Origin of the sequence: Fuscovulum sp., from assembly GCA_035192965.1 — a bacterium.
Taxonomy (GTDB): Bacteria; Pseudomonadota; Alphaproteobacteria; order Rhodobacterales; family Rhodobacteraceae; genus Paragemmobacter.
Genome location: CP136571.1, coordinates 642,751 through 665,871 on the forward strand (window position 1 = coordinate 642,751; position 23,121 = coordinate 665,871).

Consider the following 23,121-nt stretch of genomic DNA (forward strand, 5'->3'; position numbering starts at 1 on the left):
CTTCGTTGTAGTTCAGAACATGTCCAGCAGGCGGCGCAGGTAATCGCGTTCGCCTTCGGGACGGGCCTGATCGCCCGACCGGCGGCGGATTTCGTCCAGCAGGTCTTGCGCGCGGCGATAGACATCTTCGCCTTGCAGCATGTTGCGATCCGATCCGATGCGGGCGGAGTTGCCGGGTTCGCGGCCCAGCGGATCGCGCTGGCCATTGGGATCGGCCTGCCCGAATTCCTGCCCCTGTTCGGCGTTGCCGTCTTGCTGCTGCTGGTTTTCGGCCAAAGCCTCGCCGAATTGCTGCATCCCGTCGCGCAGAGCTTCCATCGCCTCGGCCTGACGGTCCAGCGCGCCGGGCAGATCGCCTTCGCGCAGGGCATCTTCGGCCTCTTCCATCGCGCGTCCGGCACGGTCAAGCTGGCGGCGGCCTTCTTCGCCGTTTTCCGACCCGTCGCCGGGCAGAGGGTTGCCCTGCAACTGACCCAGACGGTCGCGCAATTCCTGCTGGCGCTGCGCGAGGCTTTGCCCTTGCCCCTGCCCTTCGCCCTCGCCCTGACCTTCGTTTTCGCCCTGCTGCTGGCCTTCGCCCTGTTGGCCGGGTTGGCCGGGGCGGTTGCCTTCGTTGCCCTCTTGCCCGTCTTGCAGATCACGGAAGGCATCGTCGGACAGGCCCTGCTGGCCACGCAGCGTATCCTGCAATTCGCGCATCGCCTGCTGGCCGGGGCCGCCCTGGCCCTGACCCTGGCCTTCGCCCTGCGCCACCTGCATGTTTTCCATCAGCTGGCGCAGCATTTCCATCAGTTCCTGCGCTTCGGCGGTGCGGCCCTCTTCCATCAGGCGCTGCAATTCATCCAGCATTTCCTGCAACTGATCGCCCGACATCTGCATCCCCGGCATATTTTGGGACAGCTGGCTATCGGGGTTACGCTCGGCCTCTTCGGCGAGTTCGCGCATGTAATCGTTCAGCGCCTCGCGCAGTTCTTGCATCAATTCGTCGATTTCGCCCTGTTCTGCACCGTTGCGGATCGCCTCATCCAGACGGTCCTGCGCGCGGCGCAGGCGTTCCATGGCCGAGGCCAGATCGCCCTCTTCCACCATCAAGGCGATTTCCCAAAGCTCAGACGCAAAGGTATCGCGCGCCTCGGGCGACAGGCTGGCCTTCTGCACCTCAAGATCGCGCATCAGCACGCGCAGGCGCAGATAGGCGCGTTCGTTGCGGATCAGTTCTTCGGGGCGGTTGGTGATGGCCTTGAGGATCTGGGTCGACCGCCCGGCATTGGCGCGATTCCACAGCAGATCACGCCGCATCTCGATCAGCGCCGCCGCCAGCGGATCAAAGAACCGCCGCCCGGGCAGGACCAGCTTGACCGGTTCCGCCACGCCCTGCTGCCCCGCCGCATCGGTGACGGTGAAGGTCATGGCGACGGGCAGGTTGGCAAAGGGATGTTCCGACAGGTCATCGACCAGTTGTTCGGTGAATTCGGCCCGGTTCCCGGTGATCGGAAGCGGCAGGTCCAGCACCACCGCCTCGCGCGGTTCGGGTTCCATCGTCAGGCCGAAGGTGCGTTCGACCCCCGGCAGGTCAAGCGCGATGCTGACCTGTCCTTCCGCCACGCCGTAATCATCGCGCGCGGCAAAATCCATGGTGAAGCGGCCATCGCCTTCGCGTTCGGCGCTGTCGCCCGGGGTGACAGTCGGGGCGAGGTCGGGCGTGGCGGACAGGGTCCATGTCCGGCCGCCGGGGCCGCCGATGACCACCTCACCGGGGCGGTTCAGGGTGAAGTCATGCACGGTTTCTGATGCCGCTGGCACATCCGTGCGCCCGGATACGGTTTCCGAAAGAGTCAGTTCGCCCACCTCGCCATAGAGGCGGAATTGCAGGCGCGTGCCGATCGGCAGTTCCAGCCGCCCCTCGGCGATGTCGTTCATGTAAAGCGACGGCTTGCCGGTATAGGCGGGCGGTTGCGCCCAGCCTTCCCATGCGGGGCCGGCGGCCAGTTCATTGCCCGCACCGGGGGCCAAGGCCTGCACCGATGCCACCCGCCAGAGCGAGCCGAAGATCATCGCCATGACAAAGGCCGTCAGCGCCACATAGCGCAGGGCAAAGGGATCGCGCCGCGCCAGTTTCAGATCCGGCTCCACCGCGCGGGCCTGTGCGGCGCGCGCGGCCATCCGCGCCCGATGCGCCTGCCACACGATCAACGAGGCCGGGTCATCCGTGCCGATCACCTGCGTGTCGGTCAGCGCGGCGATGGGTTGGCCGGGCAGCCGCGAATCAAGCCGGATCAGCGCCTCGGCCCGCGTGGGCGCGCGGAATGCCCGCAGCCCGCGCCACAGGGTGTAGAGCGTGGCCAAAACCGCGCCCACCAGCGCCGCCCATGCCGCCTCCAGCGGAAGATGGTCCTGCACACCAAAGGCCAAGGCGGACAGGGCCAGCAGCAACACCGACCATAGCGGCCAGAACGCCCGCGTCAGCCGCTCTGCCCACATCCCCAGCAGGGTAAGCCGCAGGGGGCGGGCAATGGCCGACAGCGTGCTGATTTCCTGATCCTGCATCCGGGGGGCGTGGCCTTTTCCGCTGATCGCGGACGAGCCGCCTTACAACCATTCCGGAATGGTATCGCGGTTCAGGATTTCGTCAAAGGATGGTCTTTGGCGGATGACGGCGAAGTGATCCCCCTTCACCAGCACCTCGGGCACCAGCGGGCGGGAATTGTATTCCGACGCCATCACCGCGCCATAGGCCCCGGCGGACCGGAAGGCCACAAGATCGCCCTCGGCCAGCAGGGGCAATTCCCGCGCCTTGGCAAAGGTATCGCCCGTTTCGCAGACCGGACCCACCACATCGAAGGGCTGGCTTGGGCTTGCAGCGGGCGGCTCCATCACCGGGACGATGTCATGGTGCGCGCCATACATGGACGGGCGGGCCAGATCGTTCATCGCGGCGTCGAGGATCAGGAAATCCCGCCCCTCGCCGTTCTTCACATAGATCACGGAGGATACCAGCAGCCCCGCATTGCCGGAAATCAGGCGGCCGGGTTCAATTTCGATCTCGCAGCCCAGATCGCCCACTGTGCGCTTGATCAGCGCGCCGTAATCCATGGGCAGGGGCGGGGCTTCGTTCGACCGCGTGTAGGGAATCCCCAAGCCGCCGCCCAGATCAAGGCGTCGTATATTGTGCCCCGCAGCGCGCAGCTGGCGCGTCAGATCGGCCACTTTCAGGTAAGCCTGTTCGAACGGTTCCAGATCGGTCAACTGGCTGCCGATATGGACGTCGATCCCCACCACATCGATCCCCGGCAGGCGGGCGGCTTCGGCGTAAACCTCGGGCGCGCGGTCGATGGGGATGCCGAACTTGTTTTCCTTTTTCCCGGTCGCGATCTTTTCATGAGTGCGCGCGTCCACATCCGGGTTCACCCGGATGGTGATGGGGGCCACCACGCCCAAAGACACCGCCACCTCGGACAGTGCGCGCAATTCCGGCTCGCTTTCCACATTGAACTGGCGGATGCCGCCGGTCAGGGCCAGATGCATCTCTTCGCGTGTCTTGCCGACGCCGGAGAACACGATCCGGTCGCCCGGCACGCCTGCGGCGCGGGCGCGGCGGTATTCACCGCCCGACACCACATCCATCCCCGCGCCCAGATCACCGATCAGCTTTAGCACAGCGATGTTGGACAGGGACTTGATGGCGAAACACACCATGTGCGGCAGGGGCGACAGCGCCTCGGTGAACAGGCGGTAATGGCGCGTCAGCGTGGCGGCGGAATAAACATAGAAGGGCGTGCCGACCGTGGCGGCAATATCGGTGATCGCCACATCTTCGGCGTGCAGTGTGCCGTCTCTGTACAGGAAATGATCCATCGTTCCTCACCCGCCCCTGGCACGCATTGACCGCTGCATCTAGCCGCAACCACAGGCGATTTCCACCCCGTTTCCCGCCCGCCGCACTGGACCCTGCCGCTGGGTGGGTTAGCATCCCGAACAGCAAGCAAGGGGGAGAACGGCCATGGCGCGGACAGTCATCATCGAGGCGGCGGGGGGACCCGAGGTTCTGAAGCTGGTGGATCGCCCGGTGGGCGACCCCGGCCCGGGCGAGGTGCGGATCACCCACCGCGCTTGTGGGTTGAATTTCATCGACGTGTATCAGCGGTCGGGGATGTATCCGATGGCGCTTCCTGCCGCTTTGGGCATGGAAGCCAGCGGCGTGATTGATGCGGTGGGCGTGGGCGTGACGCATGTGAAACCGGGGGACCGCGTGGCCTATGCCGCCAACCCGCCCGGCGCCTATGCCGAGGCGCGGGTGATGCCCGCCGCGCAGGTCTGCCCGCTGCCCGACGCGATCAGCTTTGACGAAGGCGCTGCCATGATGCTCAAGGGCATGACGGTGCAGTATCTGTTCCGCCGCACCACCCCCATCAAGCGCGGCGATACGGTGCTGTTCCATGCGGCAGCCGGGGGCGTGGGCCTGATCGCCTGCCAATGGGCGCGGGCGGAGGGCATCACCCTGATCGCCACTGCCGGATCGGATGATAAATGCCAACTCGCGCTGGATCATGGCGCGACCCATGCGATCAACTACCGGACCGAGGATTTCGCCGCCCGCGTGCGTGACTTGACCGGGGGCAAGGGCGTGGATGTGGTGATGGATGCCGTGGGCAAGGACACGTTCGACGGCAGCCTGAACTGCCTGAAACCCTTTGGCATGATGATTTCCTTTGGCAATGCCAGCGGCAAGGTGCCGCCCTTTGACATTGGCATTCTGGCGGCCAAGGGATCGCTGAAGATCACGCGGCAGACGCTGTTCACCCATATCGCCGATCACGCCACCTGTCAGGCCATGGCGCAGGAGTTGTTCGCGATGGTCACCTCGGGCGCGGTGAAAATCCGCATCGACCAGCGGTTCCCGCTGGAACAGGTGGCCGATGCCCACCGCGCACTGGAAGCGCGGGCGACAACGGGGCAGACGATCCTGACCCTGTAAGCCCCTGACTGCTGGAAAAGCGCGGCCGCCTTAACCCTGCGGCCGCGAGCGCAGGAACAGATAGAGCGGCAAGCCGCAGCTGACGCCGATGCAGAAGGTGGCGGGAATGGCGATCAGCCCCAGCCAGGCCTTGCGCGGGATCGTCTCTGCCAGAACCCAAACGGTCAGCGTCACCGCCGCGATGGTCAGATCCCAGGTCAGCCCGGTGGTGGAGGCGTTGACATACCAAGCGTCGATCAGCCCTGACAAGCCGGTCCCGGTTTCGTTCATATAGGTGACGAACCAGTACATCGGGTGGATCGCCCCCCAGACGGCCAGCGCCAGCCACACAATCCGGATCGGGGCCATCACAGGCCACCCTGAATGCCGACCCGCGCCTCGCCCGTGATCGCCACGGCAGGGGCGGCTTTTGATGGCGCGACGGGCGGCCCATCAGCGCCACAGGCGGCAAGCAGGGCAAGGGCAGTCAGGGCAAGAAGCGATTTCATGGCAAGCAAACCTTTTTTTGGAAACATCACGGGGAATAGCTGATCCGCCCGCCGCCCAGCCCCGCCGATACCGACGGGGTGACGGTCAGCCCATCCGCGCCAAGGCTCAGCCCGGCATTCAGCCGGGGCGAGGTGCAGGCGGCAAGGCACAGGGCAAGGGCGATAAGGGCAGGTTTCAAAGCGGGTTTCATCTGTTCATCCGGTGCAGCGGATCGGTGACGGTGATGCCCAGCACAGGCTTGGGCGCGTTCAGATCGGTGCCAAAGGTTGTATTGTCCGATAGCGGAATTGCCAGCACGGGAAGGCTGCTGTCACCGCAGGCCGCAAGCAGAACAAAGATTGGCAGCATCGCAAGGCGCATCCGGGTTCCCGTCGCAACCCAGCCTAGCGCCCAGAGGCGCCCCTGTCACGCCAGCCTTTCGCGCCATGCGGCGATCTGCCCACGCACCTGATCAGGGGCGGTGCCGCCATAGGACCGGCGCGAGCGGACGGAATTTTCCACCCCCAGCACATCGAACACGTCGGCGCGGATGCCCGCGTGCACGCTCTGCATGTCTGCCAGGGTGAGATCGGGAAGATCGCAGCCCTTACCCTCGGCCATTGCCACCAGCGTGCCGGTCACGTGATGCGCGTCACGGAAGGGCAGGCCCAGTTCGCGCACCAGCCAATCGGCCAGATCGGTGGCCGTGGAAAAGCCGCTGGCGGCGGCGGTTTTCAGAACGTCACGGTTGGCGGTCATGTCGGTGACCATGCCGGTCATCGCGGCCAAGGCCAGCATCAGCGTATCGGCGGCGTCGAAGACCTGTTCCTTGTCTTCCTGCATGTCCTTGGAATAGGTCAGCGCCAGCCCCTTCATCACGGTGAACAGGGCCACCGTCGCGCCGAGGATGCGGCCCAACTTGGCACGCAGCAATTCCGCAGCATCGGGGTTCTTCTTCTGCGGCATGATCGACGAACCGGTGGTCCAGCGATCCGACAGGCGAACGAACCGGAATTGGGCCGAGGACCAGATCACCAATTCCTCGGCAAAACGGCTCAGGTGCATGGCGCAGATGCTGCTGGCGGCCAGAAACTCCAGCGCGAAGTCGCGGTCGGACACGGAATCAAGGCTGTTGGCCGTGGGCCGGTCAAACCCCAGCGCAGTGGCGGTCATCTGCCGGTCGATGGGGAAGGAGGTGCCCGCCAAAGCCGCAGCGCCAAGCGGGCATTCGTTCATCCGCGCCCGCGCGTCGATGAACCGTCCCCGGTCGCGCGACAGCATTTCGACATAAGCCATCATGTGATGGCCCCATGTCACGGGCTGGGCGGTTTGCAGATGGGTGAAGCCCGGCATCACCCAATCGGCCCCTGCTTCGGCCTGCGCCAGAAAGGCGCGCATCAACGCCTCTAGCCCCGAAATGGCGGCATCGCATTGATCGCGCACCCAAAGCCGGAAATCGACGGCCACCTGATCATTGCGCGATCGTGCGGTGTGCAGCCGCCCCGCCGGTTCGCCGATCACCTCTTTCAGCCGTGCCTCCACATTCATGTGGATGTCTTCAAGCTCTACCCGAAACGGGAAGTTCCCCGTTTCAATCTCTGACAACACCGTGAGAAGACCTTCCCCGATCGCCTCGGCGTCCTTATTGGTCAAGATGCCTGTGGCGGCGAGCATCGCCGCATGGGCGCGTGACCCTGCGATGTCTTGGGCATAGAGCCGTTTGTCGAACCCGATGGAGGCGTTGATCGCCGTCATGATGGCGTCCGGCCCTTCGGCAAAGCGCCCGCCCCACATCTGGTTGGCGGATTTGGCATCGGGGGAAGCGGTCATGGCGATGGCCTTCGGAGGGAAGATGCTGCGGAAAATTCTGGCCGTCCTTTATACGGCCTTGGCCATCGGTGCAAATGCCGCCCTTGCGGGTGATGTCGAGGCGCTGCGCGAAGGCGATATGCGCAAGCTGGCGATTCATGCCGCCCCGGTGGACCTGCCTGCCGCCGTGTTTCTGGATGCCGATGATGCCGCGGTGCCGCTGGCGCAGTGGCAGGGCAAATGGGTGGTACTGAACTTCTGGGCCACATGGTGCGCGCCCTGCCGCAAGGAGATGCCGTCGCTTCTGCGCCTGCAACAGGCAATGCCCGATCTGGCGGTGCTGCCCGTGGCCACGGGGCGCAACGCGGTGGAAGGGATTGAGCGTTTCTATGAAGAGGCGGGCGTGCAGGCCCTGCCCATCCTGCGCGACCCGAAGAGCGAACTTGCCCGTCCCATGGGCGTGATGGGCCTGCCGGTGACGGTGATCCTGAACCCGCAGGGGCAGGAAGTGGCCCGCCTGATCGGCGATGCCGAATGGGACAGCGCCCATGCGCAAACCGTTCTGGCTGCGATGATGGCCGGGAACTGAATCGCGCGCGCCGGGCGTGCCGCCCGCCGCGCATTTCTTTTTTCCGTCCCGCCGCCTTGCGGCGGCGTGCCGGCAGGATGGGGGGCCAGCCCCCCAGGCGCGTGCCGCGCCTCCCCCCCGGGGTATTTGCCGCCAAGATGAAGATCAGGCTTCCTTGGCCAAGGCCGCCACCCGGGGCTGCGCGGGGCAAGTGATCAGGTGGTCATTCACCAGACCGGTGGCTTGCAGGAAGGCGTAGGTGATGGTGGGGCCGCAGAAGGTGAAGCCGTCCTTTTTCAGCTGCTTTGAGATGGCCTGCGACAGGGGCGTTTCCGTCGGGATATCGCGCGGGCCTGCGGGGCGGTTCTGCAAGGGCCGCCCGTCGAGATGCTTCCACAGATATGGCGAGAAGCCTTCGCGTTCCTCGATCGCCAGATAGGCGCGGGCGGAGCGGATGGTGCCTTCGATCTTGCCCCGGTGGCGGATGATGCCGGGATCGGCCAGCAGGCGCGCGACATCCGATTCGCCCCAGCTTGCGATGGTTTCAGGCCGGAAACCGGCGAATGCGGCGCGGAAATTGTCGCGCTTTTTCAGGATCGTGATCCAGCTGAGGCCCGCCTGAAAGCCATCCAGGATCAGCTTTTCCCACAAGGCGCGCGGATCGTATTCCGGAACACCCCATTCTTCATCGTGATAGGCCACGTAAAGCGGATCTGTCCCGCACCAGGGGCAGCGGCCTTTGTCGGTGTGGTGCTGATCGGGCATGGCCGTTCCCCCAAATGCCTTTACCCGATGTTTACGGGCGCAGGGGCAGGATTGTCGACGGGTCTTGCGGGGGTTGCGATGAGGATGGACAGCGGTGCAGGTCTGGCAGACGGGGCAAGCCCCCTGTCATTTGCCATGGCGGAAAGCGCGGCCGATGCGGTGGCGCTGGTGGCCGAGGCGGTGCGCCTGCGGCGGTTGCGGCTGGCCTATCACCCGGTGGTTCTGGCGGGCCAACCGGGCAGGATCGGCTTTCACGAAGGGCTGATGCGGGTGCTGGATCCGGGCGGACGCGTGATCCCGGCCCGCGATTTCATGCCCGCGATCGAAGCGCATGAATTGGGCCGCGAAATTGATTGCGCCGCGCTGGCCATGGGGCTGGATGCGCTGGTGCGGCATCCGCAACTGCGCCTGTCGGTGAACATGTCGGCGCGGTCGGTGGGCTGGCCCCGCTGGATGAAGCTGCTGCGCGCGGGGCTGGCGCGGCATCCGGGCATCGGCGACCGGCTGATCCTTGAAATCGCCGAGGCCAGCGTGATGACCGTGCCGGAACTGCTGGCCGGGATGATCGCCGAATTGCGGCCCAGTGGCGTGTCCTTTGCGCTGGACGGGTTCGGTGCCGGGGCCTTTGCCCTGCGCCATTTCCGCGAGCTGACCTTTGATCTGCTGAAGGTCGATGCCCAGTATAGCCGGGGCATTCACACCCATGCCGACAATCAGGTGCTGATGGCCGCCTATCTGGCCATCGCGCGACAATTCGACATGCTTCTGGTGGCGCAGGGCGTGGAACAGGCGGCCGAGGCGGACTGGCTGGGCCAACTGGGCGTTGATTGTTTGCAAGGCTATCACTTTGCCGCGCCCAAGCTTATCCCCGAAGGATTGGAGGCTGGAACCAGCCCTTCTGTTGCGCCGCCAAAGGCGGAATGTTGACCCTGCGGCAATCTGCGGACGCAAGAATGTTGCTTTTGTTTTCCCCCCCGTCTAGGCCATGCTGCAAGGCGGCGCGGTCACGCGGACCCCGCCCCGATGGGAGAGAGAGGATCAACCATGACCAATGTCGTCATCGTTTCAGCAGGCCGGACAGCCGTAGGCAGTTTCAACGGTTCCTTTGCCAACACCCCGGCGCATGACCTTGGCGCTGCGGTGATCGAGGCGGTCGTCGCCCGCGCTGGCATCGACAAGGCCGAGGTGGAGGAAACGATCCTCGGTCAGGTGCTGACCGCAGGTCAGGGCCAGAACCCCGCCCGTCAGGCGCATATCAAGGCCGGTCTGCCGAAAGAGGCCAGCGCATGGTCGCTCAATCAGGTGTGCGGGTCGGGCCTGCGCGCGGTGGCGCTGGGCGCGCAGCATGTGCAACTGGGCGATGCGCGGATCGTGGTCGCGGGCGGGCAAGAGAACATGTCGCTGTCGCCCCATGTCGCGCATCTGCGCGCGGGCACCAAGATGGGCGACATGAAGTTCATCGATTCGATGATCAAGGACGGGTTGTGGGATGCCTTCAACGGCTATCACATGGGCCAGACCGCGGAAAACGTTGCCAATCAGTGGCAGATTTCGCGCGACATGCAGGATGAATTCGCACTGGGCAGCCAGAACAAGGCCGAAGCCGCGCAGAAGGCCGGCAAGTTCAAGGATGAGATCATCCCCTTCCTGATTTCCACCCGCAAGGGCGACATCACGGTGGATGCTGATGAATATATCCGCGCGGGGGCCACGCTCGAATCAATGCAGAAGCTGAAGCCCGCCTTCACCAAGGAAGGGTCGGTTACTGCGGGTAATGCCTCGGGTCTGAACGATGGCGCGGCGGCGGTGGTGCTGATGTCGGCAGATGAGGCGGCGCGGCGCGGGCTGACGCCGCTCGCCCGGATCGCATCTTACGCGACGGCGGGGCTGGACCCGTCGATCATGGGCGTGGGGCCGATCCATGCCAGCCGCAAGGCGCTGGAAAAAGCCGGCTGGAAGGTGGGCGATCTGGATCTGGTCGAGGCGAATGAGGCCTTTGCCGCCCAGGCCTGCGCGGTGAACAAGGATATGGGCTGGGATCCGTCCATCGTGAACGTGAACGGCGGGGCTATCGCCATCGGCCACCCGATCGGCGCTTCGGGCGCGCGCATCCTGAACACGCTGCTGTTCGAGATGGCCCGCCGCGATGCCAAGCGCGGGCTGGCCACGCTGTGCATCGGCGGCGGCATGGGTGTTGCCATGTGTCTGGAACGCGCCTGACTCCAGTTTTGCTGCGGCAACAATGCCGCAGGTGCGAAAGGGACGCGCAACATTGTTGCGCGTCCCTGTTCATTTCGGTAATACCATTTCAAGAACGTCTGAATTCAGGAGGAGGGACGAATGGCACGAGTGGCTTTGGTAACAGGGGGTTCGCGGGGAATCGGCGCCGCGATTTCGGTGGCGCTGCAGGCAGCGGGCTACAAGGTGGCCGCGAACTATGCCGGCAACGATGAGGCGGCCGCCGCCTTCACCAAGGAGACGGGCATTCCCACCTTCAAATGGTCGGTCGCGGATTACGACGCCTGCGTGGCGGGCATCGCACAGGTCGAGGCCGAGGTCGGCCCCGTGGACGTGCTGGTGAACAACGCGGGCATCACCCGTGACGCGATGTTCCACAAGATGACCCCGCAGCAGTGGAAAGAAGTCATCGACACCAACCTGACGGGTCTGTTCAACATGACCCATCCGCTGTGGTCGGGGATGCGGGATCGGAAATTCGGCCGCGTGATCAACATTTCGTCGATCAACGGGCAAAAGGGGCAGGCGGGGCAGGCGAACTATTCCGCCGCCAAGTCGGGCGATCTGGGTTTCACCAAGGCGCTGGCGCAAGAGGGCGCGCGGGCGGGCATCACCGTCAACGCGATCTGCCCCGGCTATATCGCGACCGAAATGGTGAAGGCGATTGATGAAAAGGTGCTGAACGAACGCATCATCCCGCAGATTCCGGTGGGCCGCCTGGGTGAGCCGTCCGAGATTGCGCGGACAGTTGTTTTCCTTGCCTCGGATGATGCCGGGTTCATCACCGGGTCGACGATTTCTGCCAATGGCGGGCAGTTCGTCGTCTGATTGCGCGACCCCGCATTTGAAAGGCCCGCGCAGGACGCGGGCCTTTTTCTTTGCCGTTGCAAGGTTTAGAACCACCAAAAATCTTTGAAGATTTTTGCAAATTTCTTCGAAGAAATTTGATGGAGCAGGGACAGGAATGACAGGCGCACGCGCAACCGCCATAGGCTTTACCGCCGTTCTGATGTGGGCGCTGCTGGCGTTGTTCACGATCGGATCGGCCCCGGTGCCGCCCTTTCTGCTGAACGCGCTGACCTTTGGCATTGGCGGCACGCTGGGCCTGATCTGGACATTGCGCAACGGCATCGGGCGGCTGCGCGGCATCTCGTGGCGGGTCTATGCCTTTGGGATTATTGGCCTGTTTGGCTATCATGCGCTGTATTTCACCGCCTTTCGCATCGCGCCGTCGGCGGAAACGGGGCTGATGGCCTATCTCTGGCCGCTTTTCATCGTGCTGTTTGCCAGTTTCCTGCCGGGTGAGCGGCTGCGGCCCATGGTCATCCTCGGCGCGCTGATTGCCTTTGCGGGGGCCGCGCTGATCGTGCTGGGCCGGGATTCCGGGGGGGCGGCCACGCCGCTGGGCCTGTTTCTGGGCTTTCTCTGCGCCATTACATGGGCGGGCTATTCCTCCCTGTCGCGACGGCTGGGCGATGTGCCCACGGAAAGCGTCACGATCTATTGTCTGGGCACCGCGCTGTTGTCTGCGCTGGTGCATCCGCTGGTGGAGGAAACGGTGTGGCCGCAGGACATGCTGGGCTGGCTGGCCGTGCTGGCGCTTGGCATCGGCCCGGTGGGCGCGGCCTTTTTCACCTGGGATATCGGGATGAAGAAGGGCGACATCCAATTGCTGGGCGTCGCGTCCTATGCGGCACCGCTTTTGTCCACACTTGCGCTGATCGTGGCGGGCATTGCCACGGCGTCCTGGACGATCCTTGCCGCTGCAGTGCTGATCACCGCAGGCGCGGCGCTGGCCGCCCGTGCGGGCACGGGCACCAGCGCCAAAGGGTAATTCTTCAGGCCTGCGAGAGGCGGTTCATTTCTTCCTTCAGCTTGAGCTTCTGCTTCTTCAACTCGGCAATCCGCAGGGCGTCCGAGCCGGGGCTACGCTGTTCACGCTCGACCGTTTCAGAGAGGTGCTCATGCTTGCGGCGCAGTTCCTGCAGATGCGAAGCGATGGTCATATTCGTCCTCCTCATGACTGGTTCCAATCCATGAAGTGCAACACAACCGCTGAGTCGTGTCACGGACATTCGGGCCAGACTTACGGACAGGTTTACCCAACCCGGCCAAAGGCTGCCGACAAATCGGCAGCTTCCCGCAAAACCGCATTGGCAAAGGGGGTATAGTTTTCGCGGTCCCCATCATGCGCCGCCCCTTGGTGCAGGGTGAAGGGCGGCAGCAGACGGAACGGCGCGCGGCCCCCTTTGCGCGCCCGCAGGATCACGCGGGGTGCTTCGCGGCCCTGCCGCGGCTCCAGCGGCAGCACCATGCCGCTGCCCAGCTTGGGTGCCAGAGCGGCCAATGCCTCGGGCAGGCAGGGGGTGGCGAAGATCATGGTCAGCCAGCCGCCTGGCCGCAGCCGCGCCCCCGCGGCGGCGACCCAGGCGGCAATCGGCACCTCGACCCGCAGCGCCCGGTCCCGCTCGGCAATGGGCGACGGCGTGCCGCCCGGCGGGTAGTAGGGCGGGTTGGCAATGACATGGTCGAAATCCCGGCGCAACACGCGGGGCATGTCGGTCAGATCGCCCGTCACCACCTCCATCGCGACCCCGTTCCGCTCTGCATTGCGCCGCGCCAGATCGGCATAGGGGGGCTGCACCTCCAGCCCGGCCAGCACCACACCCGGCACCCGCACCCCAAGGCACAGCGCCGCCGCCCCCACCCCGCAGCCCAGATCCAGCACGCTTTCCCCCGTCACCGCAGGGCAGGCGGCGGCCAGCAGCACCGGATCGGTGGCCGCACGATAGCCCCGGATCGGCTGCAACAGCCGCAACCGGCCCATCAGGAACTTGTCATCCGTCAGCGCGTCATCGGCAAAGGCCGTCATTCCAGCCCCATCATTCCAATCCCGTCGGAATGCCATTGTCGCGCAACACGCTGCGGGCCATGAACAGATCGGCATCGCGCACCATCAAGCGGCGCGGCAATATGCCAAGGCTTCCGTCAAGGATGCTCATGTGGACGTCCAGATCAAACACGTCTATACCCTCGCCGTCGAGCAGGGCAGTGGCAAAGGCGATGATCGTCGGGTCGGTGCTGCGCAAAAGCTCTCTCATGTGATGAGTAAAGGGGCACAGCCCCGAATTGTCGAGAGGCGGGGGGATCGGGGGCATGGGTTTGGACGAGGCAGCGCAGAAACCGCATGACCGGCTTGCCGCATGGCTGGCGGCTGACATGGCGGCGGTGAACGCCCTGATCCGCACCCGCATGGCCAGCGAACACGCGCCCCGCATCCCCGAGGTGACGGCCCATCTGGTCGAGGCCGGGGGAAAACGTCTGCGCCCGATGCTGACGCTCGCCGCCGCGCGGATGTGCGGCTATCAGGGCGACCACCATGTGAAGCTGGCCGCAACCGTGGAATTCATCCACACCGCCACGCTGTTGCATGATGATGTGGTCGACGAAAGCGAACGCCGCCGGGGGCGGCCGACCGCCAACCTGTTGTGGGACAACAAATCATCGGTCCTTGTGGGCGATTACCTTTTTGCGCGCAGCTTCCAGCTGATGGTGGAAACGGAATCGCTGCGGGTGATGGATATCCTTGCCAATGCCTCTGCCGTGATCGCCGAGGGCGAGGTGCTGCAACTCACCGCCGCGCAGGATCTGGCCACGACGGAAGGCATCTATCTGCAGGTCGTGCGCGGCAAGACCGCCGCGCTGTTTGCCGCCGCGATGGAAGTGGGCGGCGTGATCGCCGCCGCGTCCGAGCCGCAGGTACAGGCTCTGCGCGCCTATGGCGATGCGCTGGGGATCGCGTTCCAGATTGTGGATGACCTGCTGGATTACGGCGGCACCGATGCCGCTATCGGCAAGAACACGGGCGATGATTTCCGCGAACGCAAGCTGACCCTGCCGCTGATCAAGGCTGTGGCGCAGGCCGATGCCGAGGAACGCGCCTTCTGGCAGCGCGTCATTGAAAAGGGCGATCAGCGCGACGGCGACCTTGCCCATGCGATGGCCTTGATGGCCCGCCATGGCGCGATGGCCGCCGCGCGGGATCAGGCGCTGATGTGGGCAGAAACGGCGCGCCGGTCGCTGGACATCCTGCCGGAACATCCGTTGCGCGACATGCTGTCGGACCTTGCCGATTACGTCGTGGCGCGGATCAACTGACGCCGGGATAACGCCCCATAACCTTTGCGTCAGCCGGATTGTGCAGCCGTGACCCCCTTCCGATCTGTGTGCCACATGCACAGAACAGGAGGGTTTGATGCGACGTCTTCTTTGGGCTGCCGGCCTTGCCATCATCGCCGGGCCCGCCTTGGCCGAAACAACCTTGGCCGAAACTACTCTGATCTCGGACCTGCGCTATGGCAGCACAGCCACGATCAGCGGCACCGTCGAACGCATCACAGATGAGGATGAATTCCGCATCACCGATGCAAGCGGGTCTGTCACCGTCTATATCGGCCCCGGCATCGTGCCCTTTGACCTTGGCGAACAGATCACGGTGAACGGGATCGTGGATCGCGAATTCGGACGGATGGAGGTCTATGCCCGCGATGCGGTACGCGCGGATGGCAGCAAAGTGACCTTCAGTCATCAATATGAATGATCCAAGGCCGCCGCGCCCCTTGCAGGGGTGCGGCGACTTTCCCACCTTTCCCTGAAACAAGACCGCAACAGGGAGATGACGATGATCCGTTCTGCCGCGATGGCCGCCGTTCTTCTGTCGGCCTCTGCCGCCTTTGCCGCGCCCGTTCCTATCACCAAGGCCCCGCGCGGCCAGCCCGTCACCCTGACGGGCAAGGTGATGCGCATCACCGATGCCGATGCCTTTCGCATGAAGGATGAAACCGGCGCGGTCACCGTCTATGTCGGCCCCAATGACCTGCCGGTTCAGGTGGGGGAAGAGGTCACCGTTCTGGGCGCGCTGGAGGAAGGCTTTCCCCCCGAATTCGTAGCCCGTGCGCTGCGCCGGTCAGACGGGACCGAGGTTCGCTTTCGTCACGATTGGGGCTGATGCAGGGCGGCATCCGCCACCCACCAGCCCGGCTCTGCCGCCCGCAGCGCCCGCGCCGCCGCGTTTGCCGAAAGCGGATCGGCAAACAGCCCGAAACAGGTGGCCCCCGATCCCGACATCCGGGCAAACAGGCAGCCGGGCTGTGACGTCAGCGCCTGCCGGACCTGCCCGATCACCGGTTGCAGCGCCATCGCCGGCGCCTCCAGATCATTGCGCTGCATGGCGGCAAAGGCCGCCAGTTCGGCGGCGGAGGTCAGGCGCGGCAGATCGCGCGGCATGGGCGGATTGTCGGCCCGCGCCAGCGTGCGAAAGATCGCAGGCGTCGACACCGCGACGCCGGGATTGGCCAGCACCAGCCAGACCGGGGGCAAGGCGGGCAGGGGGGCCAGCACCTCGCCGATCCCGCCCATCCGCTGTGTGCGGCTGGACAGGCAGACCGGCACATCGGCGCCAAGGGCCAGCACCTCTGCCGCCGCAGGCAGGGGTCGCCCCGCCATCCGCGCCAACAGGCGCAGGGTGGCAGCGGCATCCGCCGATCCGCCGCCGATGCCCGATGACACCGGCAGATGCTTTTCCAGCACGATCTGCGCCGATACCCCCATCGCGCGGGCCGCGCGCAGCACCAGATTGTCACCCTCGCCCGAAAGCCCTGCCGCCATAGGCCCGGTCACCGTAAGCGACGGGGGATCAGCCAGCGTTCCGCTGACCTGATCCCCCACGCCGGCAAAGACCACCAGTGAATCCAGCAGATGATAGCCATCCGCCCGCCGCCCGGTGACGTGCAGCGTCAGGTTGATCTTCGCCGGGGCGAATTCAGTTGCCGCCATTCGCCACTTCGGTCAGGGGCTTTGCGCCTTCTTCCGCCAATACGGCATCCAGCCCCACCTCCAGCTTGCGCCGGATGCGGATGGCCTCATCCTCTTCGGGTTCGAAGGACAGCGCGCGGTGCCATTGGAACCGCGCCTCCAGCTTGCGCCCGACCGCCCAATAGACATCGCCCAGATGATCCGTCACCACCGGATCGACCGGTTCCAGCAGGGCCGCGCGTTCCATCGGCTCAACCGCCTCGGTATAGCGGCCAAGCCGGAACAGCGCCCAGGCGAGAGAGTCGATGATGTACCCGGCCTCGGGCTGTGCTGCGACGGCGCGCTCGATCATTCCCAGCGCCTCATCCAGATTTTCGCCCCGATCCACAAAGCTGTAGCCAAGGTAGTTCAACACCTGCGGCTGATCGGGGTTCAATTCCAGCGCGCGGCGGAAGTCGGCCTCGGCCTCGGGCCAGTTGCCCGCGCGTTCATTGCTGATGCCGCGCGAATAGAACAGCGTCCAATGCCGTTGTACTGGTTCCGGGACCAAGTCGATGGCCTGCGTATAGACCGGGATCGCATCGGCAAAGCGTTCCTGCCGACGCAGCGCATCGGCCAGCGCGGCCTGCACCTCGATGAACTGGCCGTGGCTGCGGGTCAGGGCCTGCAACACCTCCAGCGCGGCATCGGTCTTGTCTTCGGCGATCAGCGTATTGGCGCGGCCGATTTCGGCCACGTGATAGGTGGGATCGTCCGGCGCAATCTTGCCATAGGTTTCCCCTGCAAGCGCGTGCTGCCCCAGGCTTTCCAAAAGCCCTGCCGCCAGCAGGGTTGCTTCGGAATGGTCGGGGCGCAGATAGGCCGCCGCGCGGGCATAGATCAGCGTATAGCCATCCTCGGCCTCGCCGCGCAGGGCGGTGGACAGGGTAAAGAACACCTCGGCGATCCCATCCACCGGATTGGTGACCATGTCATAGGGCACGGGTTCCCCCGCCGTCAGCCGCGCGCGCAGCGCGTCGATCTCGGGGTCCGCCTCGGTGCCAAAGGCCTGTTCAAGCAGTGCCAGCGCGTCCGGGTTGCGTTCCAGTTGGCTGAGGATTTGCGCATGGGCAATCGCCCCGCGCCGCATCAGGGCGATCTGCCCCGCCTCGCGCCCCGACAGGATGTTGTCCGCGCTTTCGAAATCCCCGACCGAGGCCAGCGCCAGCGCCTTGTGATACAGACCGAACGCCTCCAACCCCGGTGAGGTGGCCAGCTTGTCAAACCCGGCCACAGCATCGGACATCCGCCCGTCGCCCAGCGCGGCCCAGGCCATGACCAGATCATCCAGCAGCCGCCCGATGGAGCGCCCCGCCAGCGTATCGGCGATCAGTGCCGCGAAATCCCCGCGCTTGGCCTGATCCGTCAGCAGCGCGATATAGGCTGTCTGGCTGCGTCCGCCCTGCTGCACCAATTGCCGCGACAGGTCTGCCGCCCTTTCGAAATCACCAAGGCTAAGATGCGCGATAACCGCGCCTTCCAGCGTGGCCGCGTCATTGACGCCGATCTGGATCAGCCGGTCATACCAGCGCGCGGCCTCGCGAAAGTCATTCTCGGATGCGGCCACCTGCGCGGCCAGATAGGCCCCCGCCGCCCCTTCCGTTTCCTGCGCGGCAGCCGGAAAGGCCAGCGCAAGGGCAAGGGCAAAGGCAACAAGGGGGCTATGGCGTGGCGGCATCGGCAAGCTACTCCAACAGGGGTAAGTGCAAGCTAGCCTCGGCCTGCCACATAGGCAATCGGGCCGGGATGGTTTCCCCACCCCGGCCCGCCGTTTCCTGCTGATTCACACGCAAATGTCAGGCGTTGCGTCACATGTTCGGGTAATTCGGCCCGCCACCACCCTGCGGCGTGGTCCAGTTGATGTTCTGCGACGGGTCCTTGATATCGCAAGTCTTGCAATGGACGCAGTTCTGGAAGTTGATCACGAAGCGCGGGTCCTTGCCTGCCTCGGATACCACTTCATACACCCCCGCCGGGCAATAGCGCTGCGCCGGTTCCGCGTATTTGGGCAGGTTCACCGAAATCGGGATGCTGGGATCCTTCAGCTTCAGATGCGCAGGCTGCGCTTCGTCATGATTGGTGAAGCTGTAGGCCACGTTGGTCAGCCGGTCGAAGGACAGCACGCCATCGGGTTTGGGATAATCGATCGGCTTGAAATTCTTGGCCAAGCCCGTCGCCGCCGCATCCGATTTGCCATGCTTCAGCGTGCCGAACACCGTCAGCCCGATGGTATTGGCCCACATGTCCAGCCCGCCGCCCATCAGCGATGCCACCAGCCCGTATTTCGACCAAAGCGGTTTTACGTTCCGCACGCGTTTCAGGTCTTTGCCAATCGGCCCAGACCGCACGGCGGATTCATAGGCGGTCAACTCATCGCCCGCCCGGCCTGCCGTGATCGCGGCATGGGCGGCCTCGGCCGCAGCCTTGCCCGACAGCATGGCATTGTGGTTGCCCTTGATGCGCGGCACGTTCACCAGCCCCGCCGAACAACCCAGCAGCGCCACGCCCGGCGCCACCATCTTGGGGATCGACTGCCAGCCGCCCTCGCTGATGGCCCGCGCGCCATAGGCCACGCGTTTTCCGCCCTTCAGCAGGTCGGCCACCATCGGGTGATGCTTGAACCGCTGGAATTCCATGTACGGGTACAGATGCGGGTTTTCATAGTTCAGGTGAACCACAAAGCCCACGTAAACCTGATTGTTCTCAAGGTGATAGATGAACGATCCGCCGCCGGCATTGCTGCCCAGTGGCCAGCCCATCGTATGCGTCACGGTGCCCAGCTTGTGCTTGGCCGGATCAATCTCCCAGATCTCCTTCATGCCAAGGCCGAATTTCTGCGGGCAATGACCTTTGGACAGATCGTATTTCGCGATCACCTCTTTCGACAGCGACCCGCGCACGCCTTCCGACAGGAAGACATATTTGCCGTGCAGTTCCATGCCCGGCTCATAATTCGGCCCCGGCGCGCCGGTTTCCGGGTCCAGCCCGAATTCGCCCGCCACCACGCCCTTTACCCGGTCGCCGTCATAGACCAGGGCGCTGGCCGACATGCCCGGAAAAATCTCGACGCCCAGTTCCTCGGCCTGACCCGCCATCCAGCGGCAGACATTGGCCATCGAGACGATGTAATTGCCGTGGTTGTTCATCAGTGGCGGCATCGGGAAGTTCGGAATCCGCACCTGCCCTGCGGGGCCGAGGATAAAGAAATTGTCCTCCACCACCTCGGTCTTGATCGGTGCGCCCCGGTCACGCCAATCCGGGATCAGTGCATCCAGTCCCGAAGGATCCAGCACGGCGCCTGAAAGGATATGCGCCCCGACCTCGGACCCTTTTTCCAGCACGACGACCGACAGGTTGGCATCCAACTGTTTCAGCCGGATCGCCGCCGACAGGCCCGCCGGGCCCGCGCCCACGATCACAACGTCATATTCCATCGACTCACGGACGATGTCAGCCATGCTGCCTGCTCCCTCACCGCATTTCCCACTGGCCCCGCGCAATATTGTTGCGGGACGCGCGGCCCATCCCCTAGCCCATGCAAAGCGCGGGGGTCAATCGTAACGCGGCATCACGATGTCGCAATGCGGCATCTGGGCGGCATCGGGGCAGGGTTTGCGGCCATATCCCCCGGCTTTTGGTGCTTTCGCGGGCAAGGCCTTGCATTTGCCGCCTTGGTCGGTTCAGTTGGGACAAGATATCGCAGGACGTGTCGCGCCACAGTCCCCGTAAGGGGGGCCGTGGCCTTCCTTTTGTTATGTAGGGACCGATGGAAAAGATTCCGATGACGCGCGCAGGTTTCACCGCGCTGGACGAAGAGTTGAAGGTGCTGAAATCCATCGAGCGCCCCGCCGTGATCCGCGCGATTGCCGAGGCCCGCGAACATGGCGACCTGTCGGAGAACGCCGAATACCACGCCGCCCGTGAAAAGCAGTCCTTCATCGAAGGCCGCATCAAGGAGCTTGAGGCGATGCTGTCGCTGGCCGAAGTGATTGATCCGTCGAAACTGTCCGGCTCGGTCAAGTTCGGCGCGACGATCACCGTCGTCGACGAAGACACCGACGAGGAAAAGACCTATCAGATCGTGGGCGAGGCCGAGGCCGATATCGAACGCGGCCTGCTGAACATCCGTTCCCCCCTTGCCCGCGCCATGATCGGCAAGGATGAAGGCGACAGCGTCGAGGTGAAAACCCCCGGCGGCCAGAAAAGCTATGAGATCCTCAGCATCCGCTACGTCTGAACACCACGGACAGGCAATTCGGGGACAGTATGCCGGAAGACCACGATAAACCGGAACCCTTGGGCCTATTCCTGCGCGCCGAAGAGGCCCCGCCCTTCGGCCCGACCGAACTGGTCGCGGGTCTGCTGGCGCTGGTCTGGGTGGTGGCGGTCATCGCCTATGCGCTGATGGCGCCCGATGGAACATCGGGTGGCCTGCTGGGCCTGGTGATGACGTTGCTTGCCGTGTTCCTGCCGCTCGCGCTGATCTGGGCCGCCGTGACCACGCTGCGATCCGTCCGCGTGCTGCGGGCCGAGGCCGCGCGACTTCAGGCCACGGTGGATGCCATGCGCAACGCCTATCTCCTCAGCCAGCAGACACAGGCCGCGATCAAGCCGGGCGTGGAACAGCGCCTGGAAGAGGTGGCACAGGTTGCCCGCGAAACGGCGGGCGTTCTCGCCTCATTCCAGACGCGGCGCGATCCCGGCCTGACCGTGCCGTCGGCGGATCGCAAGGCGGCGCTGGTGCCGCCGCCCCGCCCCGCGCCGCAGGATGAACAGCCCGCCCTCGCGCTTGGCACCCCGGCCGAGGATCTGCGCGCCCCCCCGTCGATCGGCGATTTCATCCGCGCGCTGAACTTTCCCGAAAACCCCGATGACCGCGAAGGGTTTCGCGCCCTTCGCCTTGCGCTGGAGGATCGCACCACCGCCAAACTGATCCGCGCCGCACAGGATGTGCTGACGCTGCTCAGCCAGGAAGGCATCTATATGGATGACCTGACCCCGGAACGCGCCCGGCCGGAGCTGTGGCGCAAATTCGCCCAAGGCGAACGCGGCCGCGCCATCGCCGCGCTGGGCGGCATCCGGGATCGGTCCAGCCTTGCGCTGACCGGGGCAAGGATGCGCGAAGACCCGGTCTTTCGGGATGCGGGCCACCATTTCCTGCGCACCTTCGACAAGACGTTTCAGGAGTTCGAGAAGAACGCCTCTGACACCGATCTTGCCGAACTGGCCGACACGCGCACGGCGCGGGCCTTCATGCTGTTCGGTCGCGTGACAGGGACCTTCGACTGAACCGCGCTTTGGATTGCCAAGGCAAGCCAAACAAAAATCTTCGAAGATTTTTGCAAATTTCTTCGAAGAAATTTGTTAGCCCCGCGGCGCCGCGGCTCTCCGAAGGCGATCATTGATCGCCCGCCCCAGCCCCACCTCCGGCACCGGGGCAAAGGCGATGCGCCCGCCTGCCCCTGCCAGCACATCCGCCGCGCGCAGCACGTGGAATAGCGCGGCCGCCGCCTCCACCAGATCGCCGCGTTCCGATAGGGTCAGCGCAGCAGCAGGGCAGGGGCCGAACCCCACCCAGACCTCGCCCGGCTCCGGCACCGTCACGCCCAACCGCACCAGCGCACTGGGGGCATAGTGGCTGGCCAATTGTCCCGGCGCATTTGGCCGCGCGGCATCCCCCCCCGCCAGCAGGGCCACCCCCAACGCCGCTTCCAGCGCCTCAACCGGTACCCCGCCGGGGCGCAGCAGGCTGGGCGGGCCGTCCAGCCCAAGGATGGTGGATTCCAACCCCACTGCACAAGCCCCACCGTCCAGAATACCCTCGATCCGCCCCGCCAGCCCCGCCCGCACGTGATCCGCCCGCGTCGGTGAAACCTTCCCCGACGGGTTGGCCGAAGGCGCGGCCAGCGGCCCGCCGAACGCCCGCAGCAGCGCCTGCGCCACCGGATGCGCGGGCACCCGGATCGCCACCGTCTCCAGCCCCGCCGTCACCAGCGGTGACAGCCCCGTCTCTGCGACCACCGGCAGCACCAATGTCAACGGCCCCGGCCAGAACGCCGCCGCCACCGCCTCGGCCCGGTCATCAAAGCGCGCAAACTGCCGTGCGGTTGCCACATCCGGCACATGCACGATCAGCGGGTTGAACCTTGGCCGCCCCTTGGCATCGAAAATCCGCGCCACGGCACGATCCGACCGCGCATCCCCGCCCAGCCCATAGACCGTCTCGGTCGGAAAGGCGACAAGCCCCCCCGTGCGCAGGATTTCTGCTGCGCGTGCAATCCCTTGGGGGCTATCGGTCAGGTCTTCGGTGGCAATCATGGCCCATGACCTCGCGCGTGACGCTGCGTAGGGGTTGAGAAGGGGCAAACGGTCTGTAAACCTTTGCGGGTCAGGAGCCATTACCCGTCACGGCCCGCTTTGCCAAGCGTCCCGCCTGTGCCGCAGC

26 protein-coding genes are annotated in these 23,121 nt (G+C 65.0%); 11 read left to right on the forward strand and 15 right to left on the reverse strand.

Going from position 1 to position 23,121, the window contains the following annotated elements:
• Window positions 1-12 precede the first annotated feature (12 nt).
• Together RSE12_03165 and lysA are read right to left on the reverse strand one after the other, a co-directional pair.
• On the reverse strand, window positions 13-2,547 hold the full coding sequence (locus tag RSE12_03165; GenBank protein ID WRH63350.1) for a TIGR02302 family protein: 2,535 nt from the start codon (window positions 2,545-2,547) through the stop codon (window positions 13-15).
• Between the two features lie 42 nt (window positions 2,548-2,589).
• Window positions 2,590-3,855 (reverse strand): diaminopimelate decarboxylase, encoded by a 1,266-nt coding sequence (gene lysA, locus RSE12_03170; protein ID WRH63351.1) that lies wholly within the window; start codon window positions 3,853-3,855, stop codon window positions 2,590-2,592.
• Window positions 3,856-4,000: 145 nt separating this feature from the next.
• On the opposite strand from lysA, the gene RSE12_03175 reads away from it, so the two are divergent.
• Entirely contained in the window at window positions 4,001-4,975 is a 975-nt protein-coding gene (locus RSE12_03175) for a quinone oxidoreductase (GenBank protein ID WRH63352.1), read from the forward strand.
• Window positions 4,976-5,005: 30 nt separating this feature from the next.
• On the opposite strand, the gene RSE12_03180 is transcribed toward RSE12_03175, so the two are convergent.
• The 5 genes from RSE12_03180 to argH are packed head-to-tail and all read right to left on the reverse strand — an operon-like array spanning window position 5,006 to window position 7,273.
• The gene (locus tag RSE12_03180) at window positions 5,006-5,323 is read right to left on the reverse strand and encodes a DUF2834 domain-containing protein (protein ID WRH63353.1); all 318 of its coding nucleotides are present in this window, start codon (window positions 5,321-5,323) and stop codon (window positions 5,006-5,008) included.
• Window positions 5,323-5,463, reverse strand: coding sequence for a hypothetical protein (locus tag RSE12_03185; GenBank protein ID WRH63354.1), 141 nt, complete (start codon window positions 5,461-5,463; stop codon window positions 5,323-5,325). The genes RSE12_03180 and RSE12_03185 overlap by 1 nt, the downstream gene beginning before the upstream one ends.
• Before the next feature lie 26 nt (window positions 5,464-5,489).
• Window positions 5,490-5,654: a hypothetical protein gene (locus RSE12_03190; protein ID WRH63355.1), complete on the reverse strand. Its 165-nt coding sequence runs from the start codon at window positions 5,652-5,654 to the stop codon at window positions 5,490-5,492.
• Window positions 5,651-5,824: a hypothetical protein gene (locus RSE12_03195; GenBank protein WRH63356.1), complete on the reverse strand. Its 174-nt coding sequence runs from the start codon at window positions 5,822-5,824 to the stop codon at window positions 5,651-5,653. Before RSE12_03195 ends, RSE12_03190 begins: the two co-directional genes overlap by 4 nt.
• Window positions 5,825-5,869: 45 nt before the next feature.
• Window positions 5,870-7,273: an argininosuccinate lyase gene (gene argH / locus RSE12_03200; protein ID WRH63357.1), complete on the reverse strand. Its 1,404-nt coding sequence runs from the start codon at window positions 7,271-7,273 to the stop codon at window positions 5,870-5,872.
• A 22-nt stretch (window positions 7,274-7,295) separates the two neighbouring features.
• Here argH and RSE12_03205 point away from each other — a divergent pair, with 22 nt between their 5' ends.
• Window positions 7,296-7,841 (forward strand): TlpA disulfide reductase family protein, encoded by a 546-nt coding sequence (locus RSE12_03205; GenBank protein WRH63358.1) that lies wholly within the window; start codon window positions 7,296-7,298, stop codon window positions 7,839-7,841.
• Between the two features lie 144 nt (window positions 7,842-7,985).
• Here the strand turns inward: RSE12_03205 and RSE12_03210 are convergent, their stop codons facing one another.
• Window positions 7,986-8,585: a DNA-3-methyladenine glycosylase I gene (locus RSE12_03210; protein WRH63359.1), complete on the reverse strand. Its 600-nt coding sequence runs from the start codon at window positions 8,583-8,585 to the stop codon at window positions 7,986-7,988.
• 78 nt (window positions 8,586-8,663) lie between these two features.
• Between RSE12_03210 and RSE12_03215 the strand changes: the two genes are divergently transcribed.
• The 4 genes from RSE12_03215 to RSE12_03230 all read left to right on the forward strand — a co-directional run bounded on the left by RSE12_03215 (window position 8,664) and on the right by RSE12_03230 (window position 12,657).
• Entirely contained in the window at window positions 8,664-9,512 is an 849-nt protein-coding gene (locus RSE12_03215; GenBank protein ID WRH63360.1) for an EAL domain-containing protein, read from the forward strand.
• Window positions 9,513-9,629: 117 nt separating this feature from the next.
• Window positions 9,630-10,805, forward strand: a complete 1,176-nt coding sequence (locus RSE12_03220) for an acetyl-CoA C-acetyltransferase (GenBank protein WRH63361.1) — start codon at window positions 9,630-9,632, stop codon at window positions 10,803-10,805.
• 120 nt (window positions 10,806-10,925) lie between these two features.
• Window positions 10,926-11,651 carry an acetoacetyl-CoA reductase gene (gene phbB, locus RSE12_03225; protein ID WRH63362.1) on the forward strand — a complete coding sequence of 242 codons (726 nt, stop codon included), beginning with the start codon at window positions 10,926-10,928 and terminating at the stop codon, window positions 11,649-11,651.
• A gap of 136 nt (window positions 11,652-11,787) precedes the next feature.
• Entirely contained in the window at window positions 11,788-12,657 is an 870-nt protein-coding gene (locus tag RSE12_03230; GenBank protein ID WRH63363.1) for an EamA family transporter, read from the forward strand.
• Between the two features lie 4 nt (window positions 12,658-12,661).
• On the opposite strand, the gene RSE12_03235 is transcribed toward RSE12_03230, so the two are convergent.
• The 3 genes from RSE12_03235 to RSE12_03245 all read right to left on the reverse strand — a co-directional run bounded on the left by RSE12_03235 (window position 12,662) and on the right by RSE12_03245 (window position 13,924).
• On the reverse strand, window positions 12,662-12,829 hold the full coding sequence (locus tag RSE12_03235; protein WRH63364.1) for a DUF465 domain-containing protein: 168 nt from the start codon (window positions 12,827-12,829) through the stop codon (window positions 12,662-12,664).
• Between the two features lie 92 nt (window positions 12,830-12,921).
• Window positions 12,922-13,695 carry a methyltransferase gene (locus RSE12_03240; protein WRH63365.1) on the reverse strand — a complete coding sequence of 258 codons (774 nt, stop codon included), beginning with the start codon at window positions 13,693-13,695 and terminating at the stop codon, window positions 12,922-12,924.
• A gap of 10 nt (window positions 13,696-13,705) precedes the next feature.
• Window positions 13,706-13,924, reverse strand: a complete 219-nt coding sequence (locus tag RSE12_03245; protein WRH63366.1) for a DUF2007 domain-containing protein — start codon at window positions 13,922-13,924, stop codon at window positions 13,706-13,708.
• A gap of 55 nt (window positions 13,925-13,979) precedes the next feature.
• Between RSE12_03245 and RSE12_03250 the strand changes: the two genes are divergently transcribed.
• From RSE12_03250 to RSE12_03260, 3 genes are all read left to right on the forward strand, one after another.
• On the forward strand, window positions 13,980-14,981 hold the full coding sequence (locus RSE12_03250) for a polyprenyl synthetase family protein (GenBank protein WRH63367.1): 1,002 nt from the start codon (window positions 13,980-13,982) through the stop codon (window positions 14,979-14,981).
• 97 nt (window positions 14,982-15,078) lie between these two features.
• Entirely contained in the window at window positions 15,079-15,423 is a 345-nt protein-coding gene (locus tag RSE12_03255; GenBank protein WRH63368.1) for a hypothetical protein, read from the forward strand.
• Window positions 15,424-15,504: 81 nt separating this feature from the next.
• Window positions 15,505-15,831, forward strand: a complete 327-nt coding sequence (locus RSE12_03260) for a hypothetical protein (protein WRH63369.1) — start codon at window positions 15,505-15,507, stop codon at window positions 15,829-15,831.
• On the opposite strand, the gene RSE12_03265 is transcribed toward RSE12_03260, so the two are convergent.
• From RSE12_03265 to RSE12_03275, 3 genes are all read right to left on the reverse strand, one after another.
• Window positions 15,816-16,658, reverse strand: coding sequence for a 4-(cytidine 5'-diphospho)-2-C-methyl-D-erythritol kinase (locus RSE12_03265; GenBank protein WRH63370.1), 843 nt, complete (start codon window positions 16,656-16,658; stop codon window positions 15,816-15,818). The two genes, RSE12_03260 and RSE12_03265, sit on opposite strands and share 16 nt — an antisense overlap.
• Complete coding sequence (locus RSE12_03270; GenBank protein ID WRH63371.1) at window positions 16,645-18,354, reverse strand: tetratricopeptide repeat protein; 1,710 nt, start codon at window positions 18,352-18,354, stop codon at window positions 16,645-16,647. The genes RSE12_03265 and RSE12_03270 overlap by 14 nt, the downstream gene beginning before the upstream one ends.
• 130 nt (window positions 18,355-18,484) lie before the next feature.
• On the reverse strand, window positions 18,485-20,134 hold the full coding sequence (locus tag RSE12_03275) for an electron transfer flavoprotein-ubiquinone oxidoreductase (GenBank protein WRH63372.1): 1,650 nt from the start codon (window positions 20,132-20,134) through the stop codon (window positions 18,485-18,487).
• Window positions 20,135-20,442: 308 nt separating this feature from the next.
• Between RSE12_03275 and greA the strand changes: the two genes are divergently transcribed.
• Window positions 20,443-20,913 (forward strand): transcription elongation factor GreA, encoded by a 471-nt coding sequence (gene greA, locus RSE12_03280; GenBank protein ID WRH63373.1) that lies wholly within the window; start codon window positions 20,443-20,445, stop codon window positions 20,911-20,913.
• 29 nt (window positions 20,914-20,942) lie between these two features.
• Entirely contained in the window at window positions 20,943-21,965 is a 1,023-nt protein-coding gene (locus RSE12_03285; GenBank protein ID WRH63374.1) for a hypothetical protein, read from the forward strand.
• 75 nt (window positions 21,966-22,040) lie between these two features.
• Here the strand turns inward: RSE12_03285 and RSE12_03290 are convergent, their stop codons facing one another.
• A complete protein-coding gene (locus tag RSE12_03290) occupies window positions 22,041-22,994 on the reverse strand; it encodes an L-threonylcarbamoyladenylate synthase (protein ID WRH63375.1) in 954 nt (317 codons plus the stop codon).
• Between the last annotated feature and the right edge of the window lie 127 nt (window positions 22,995-23,121).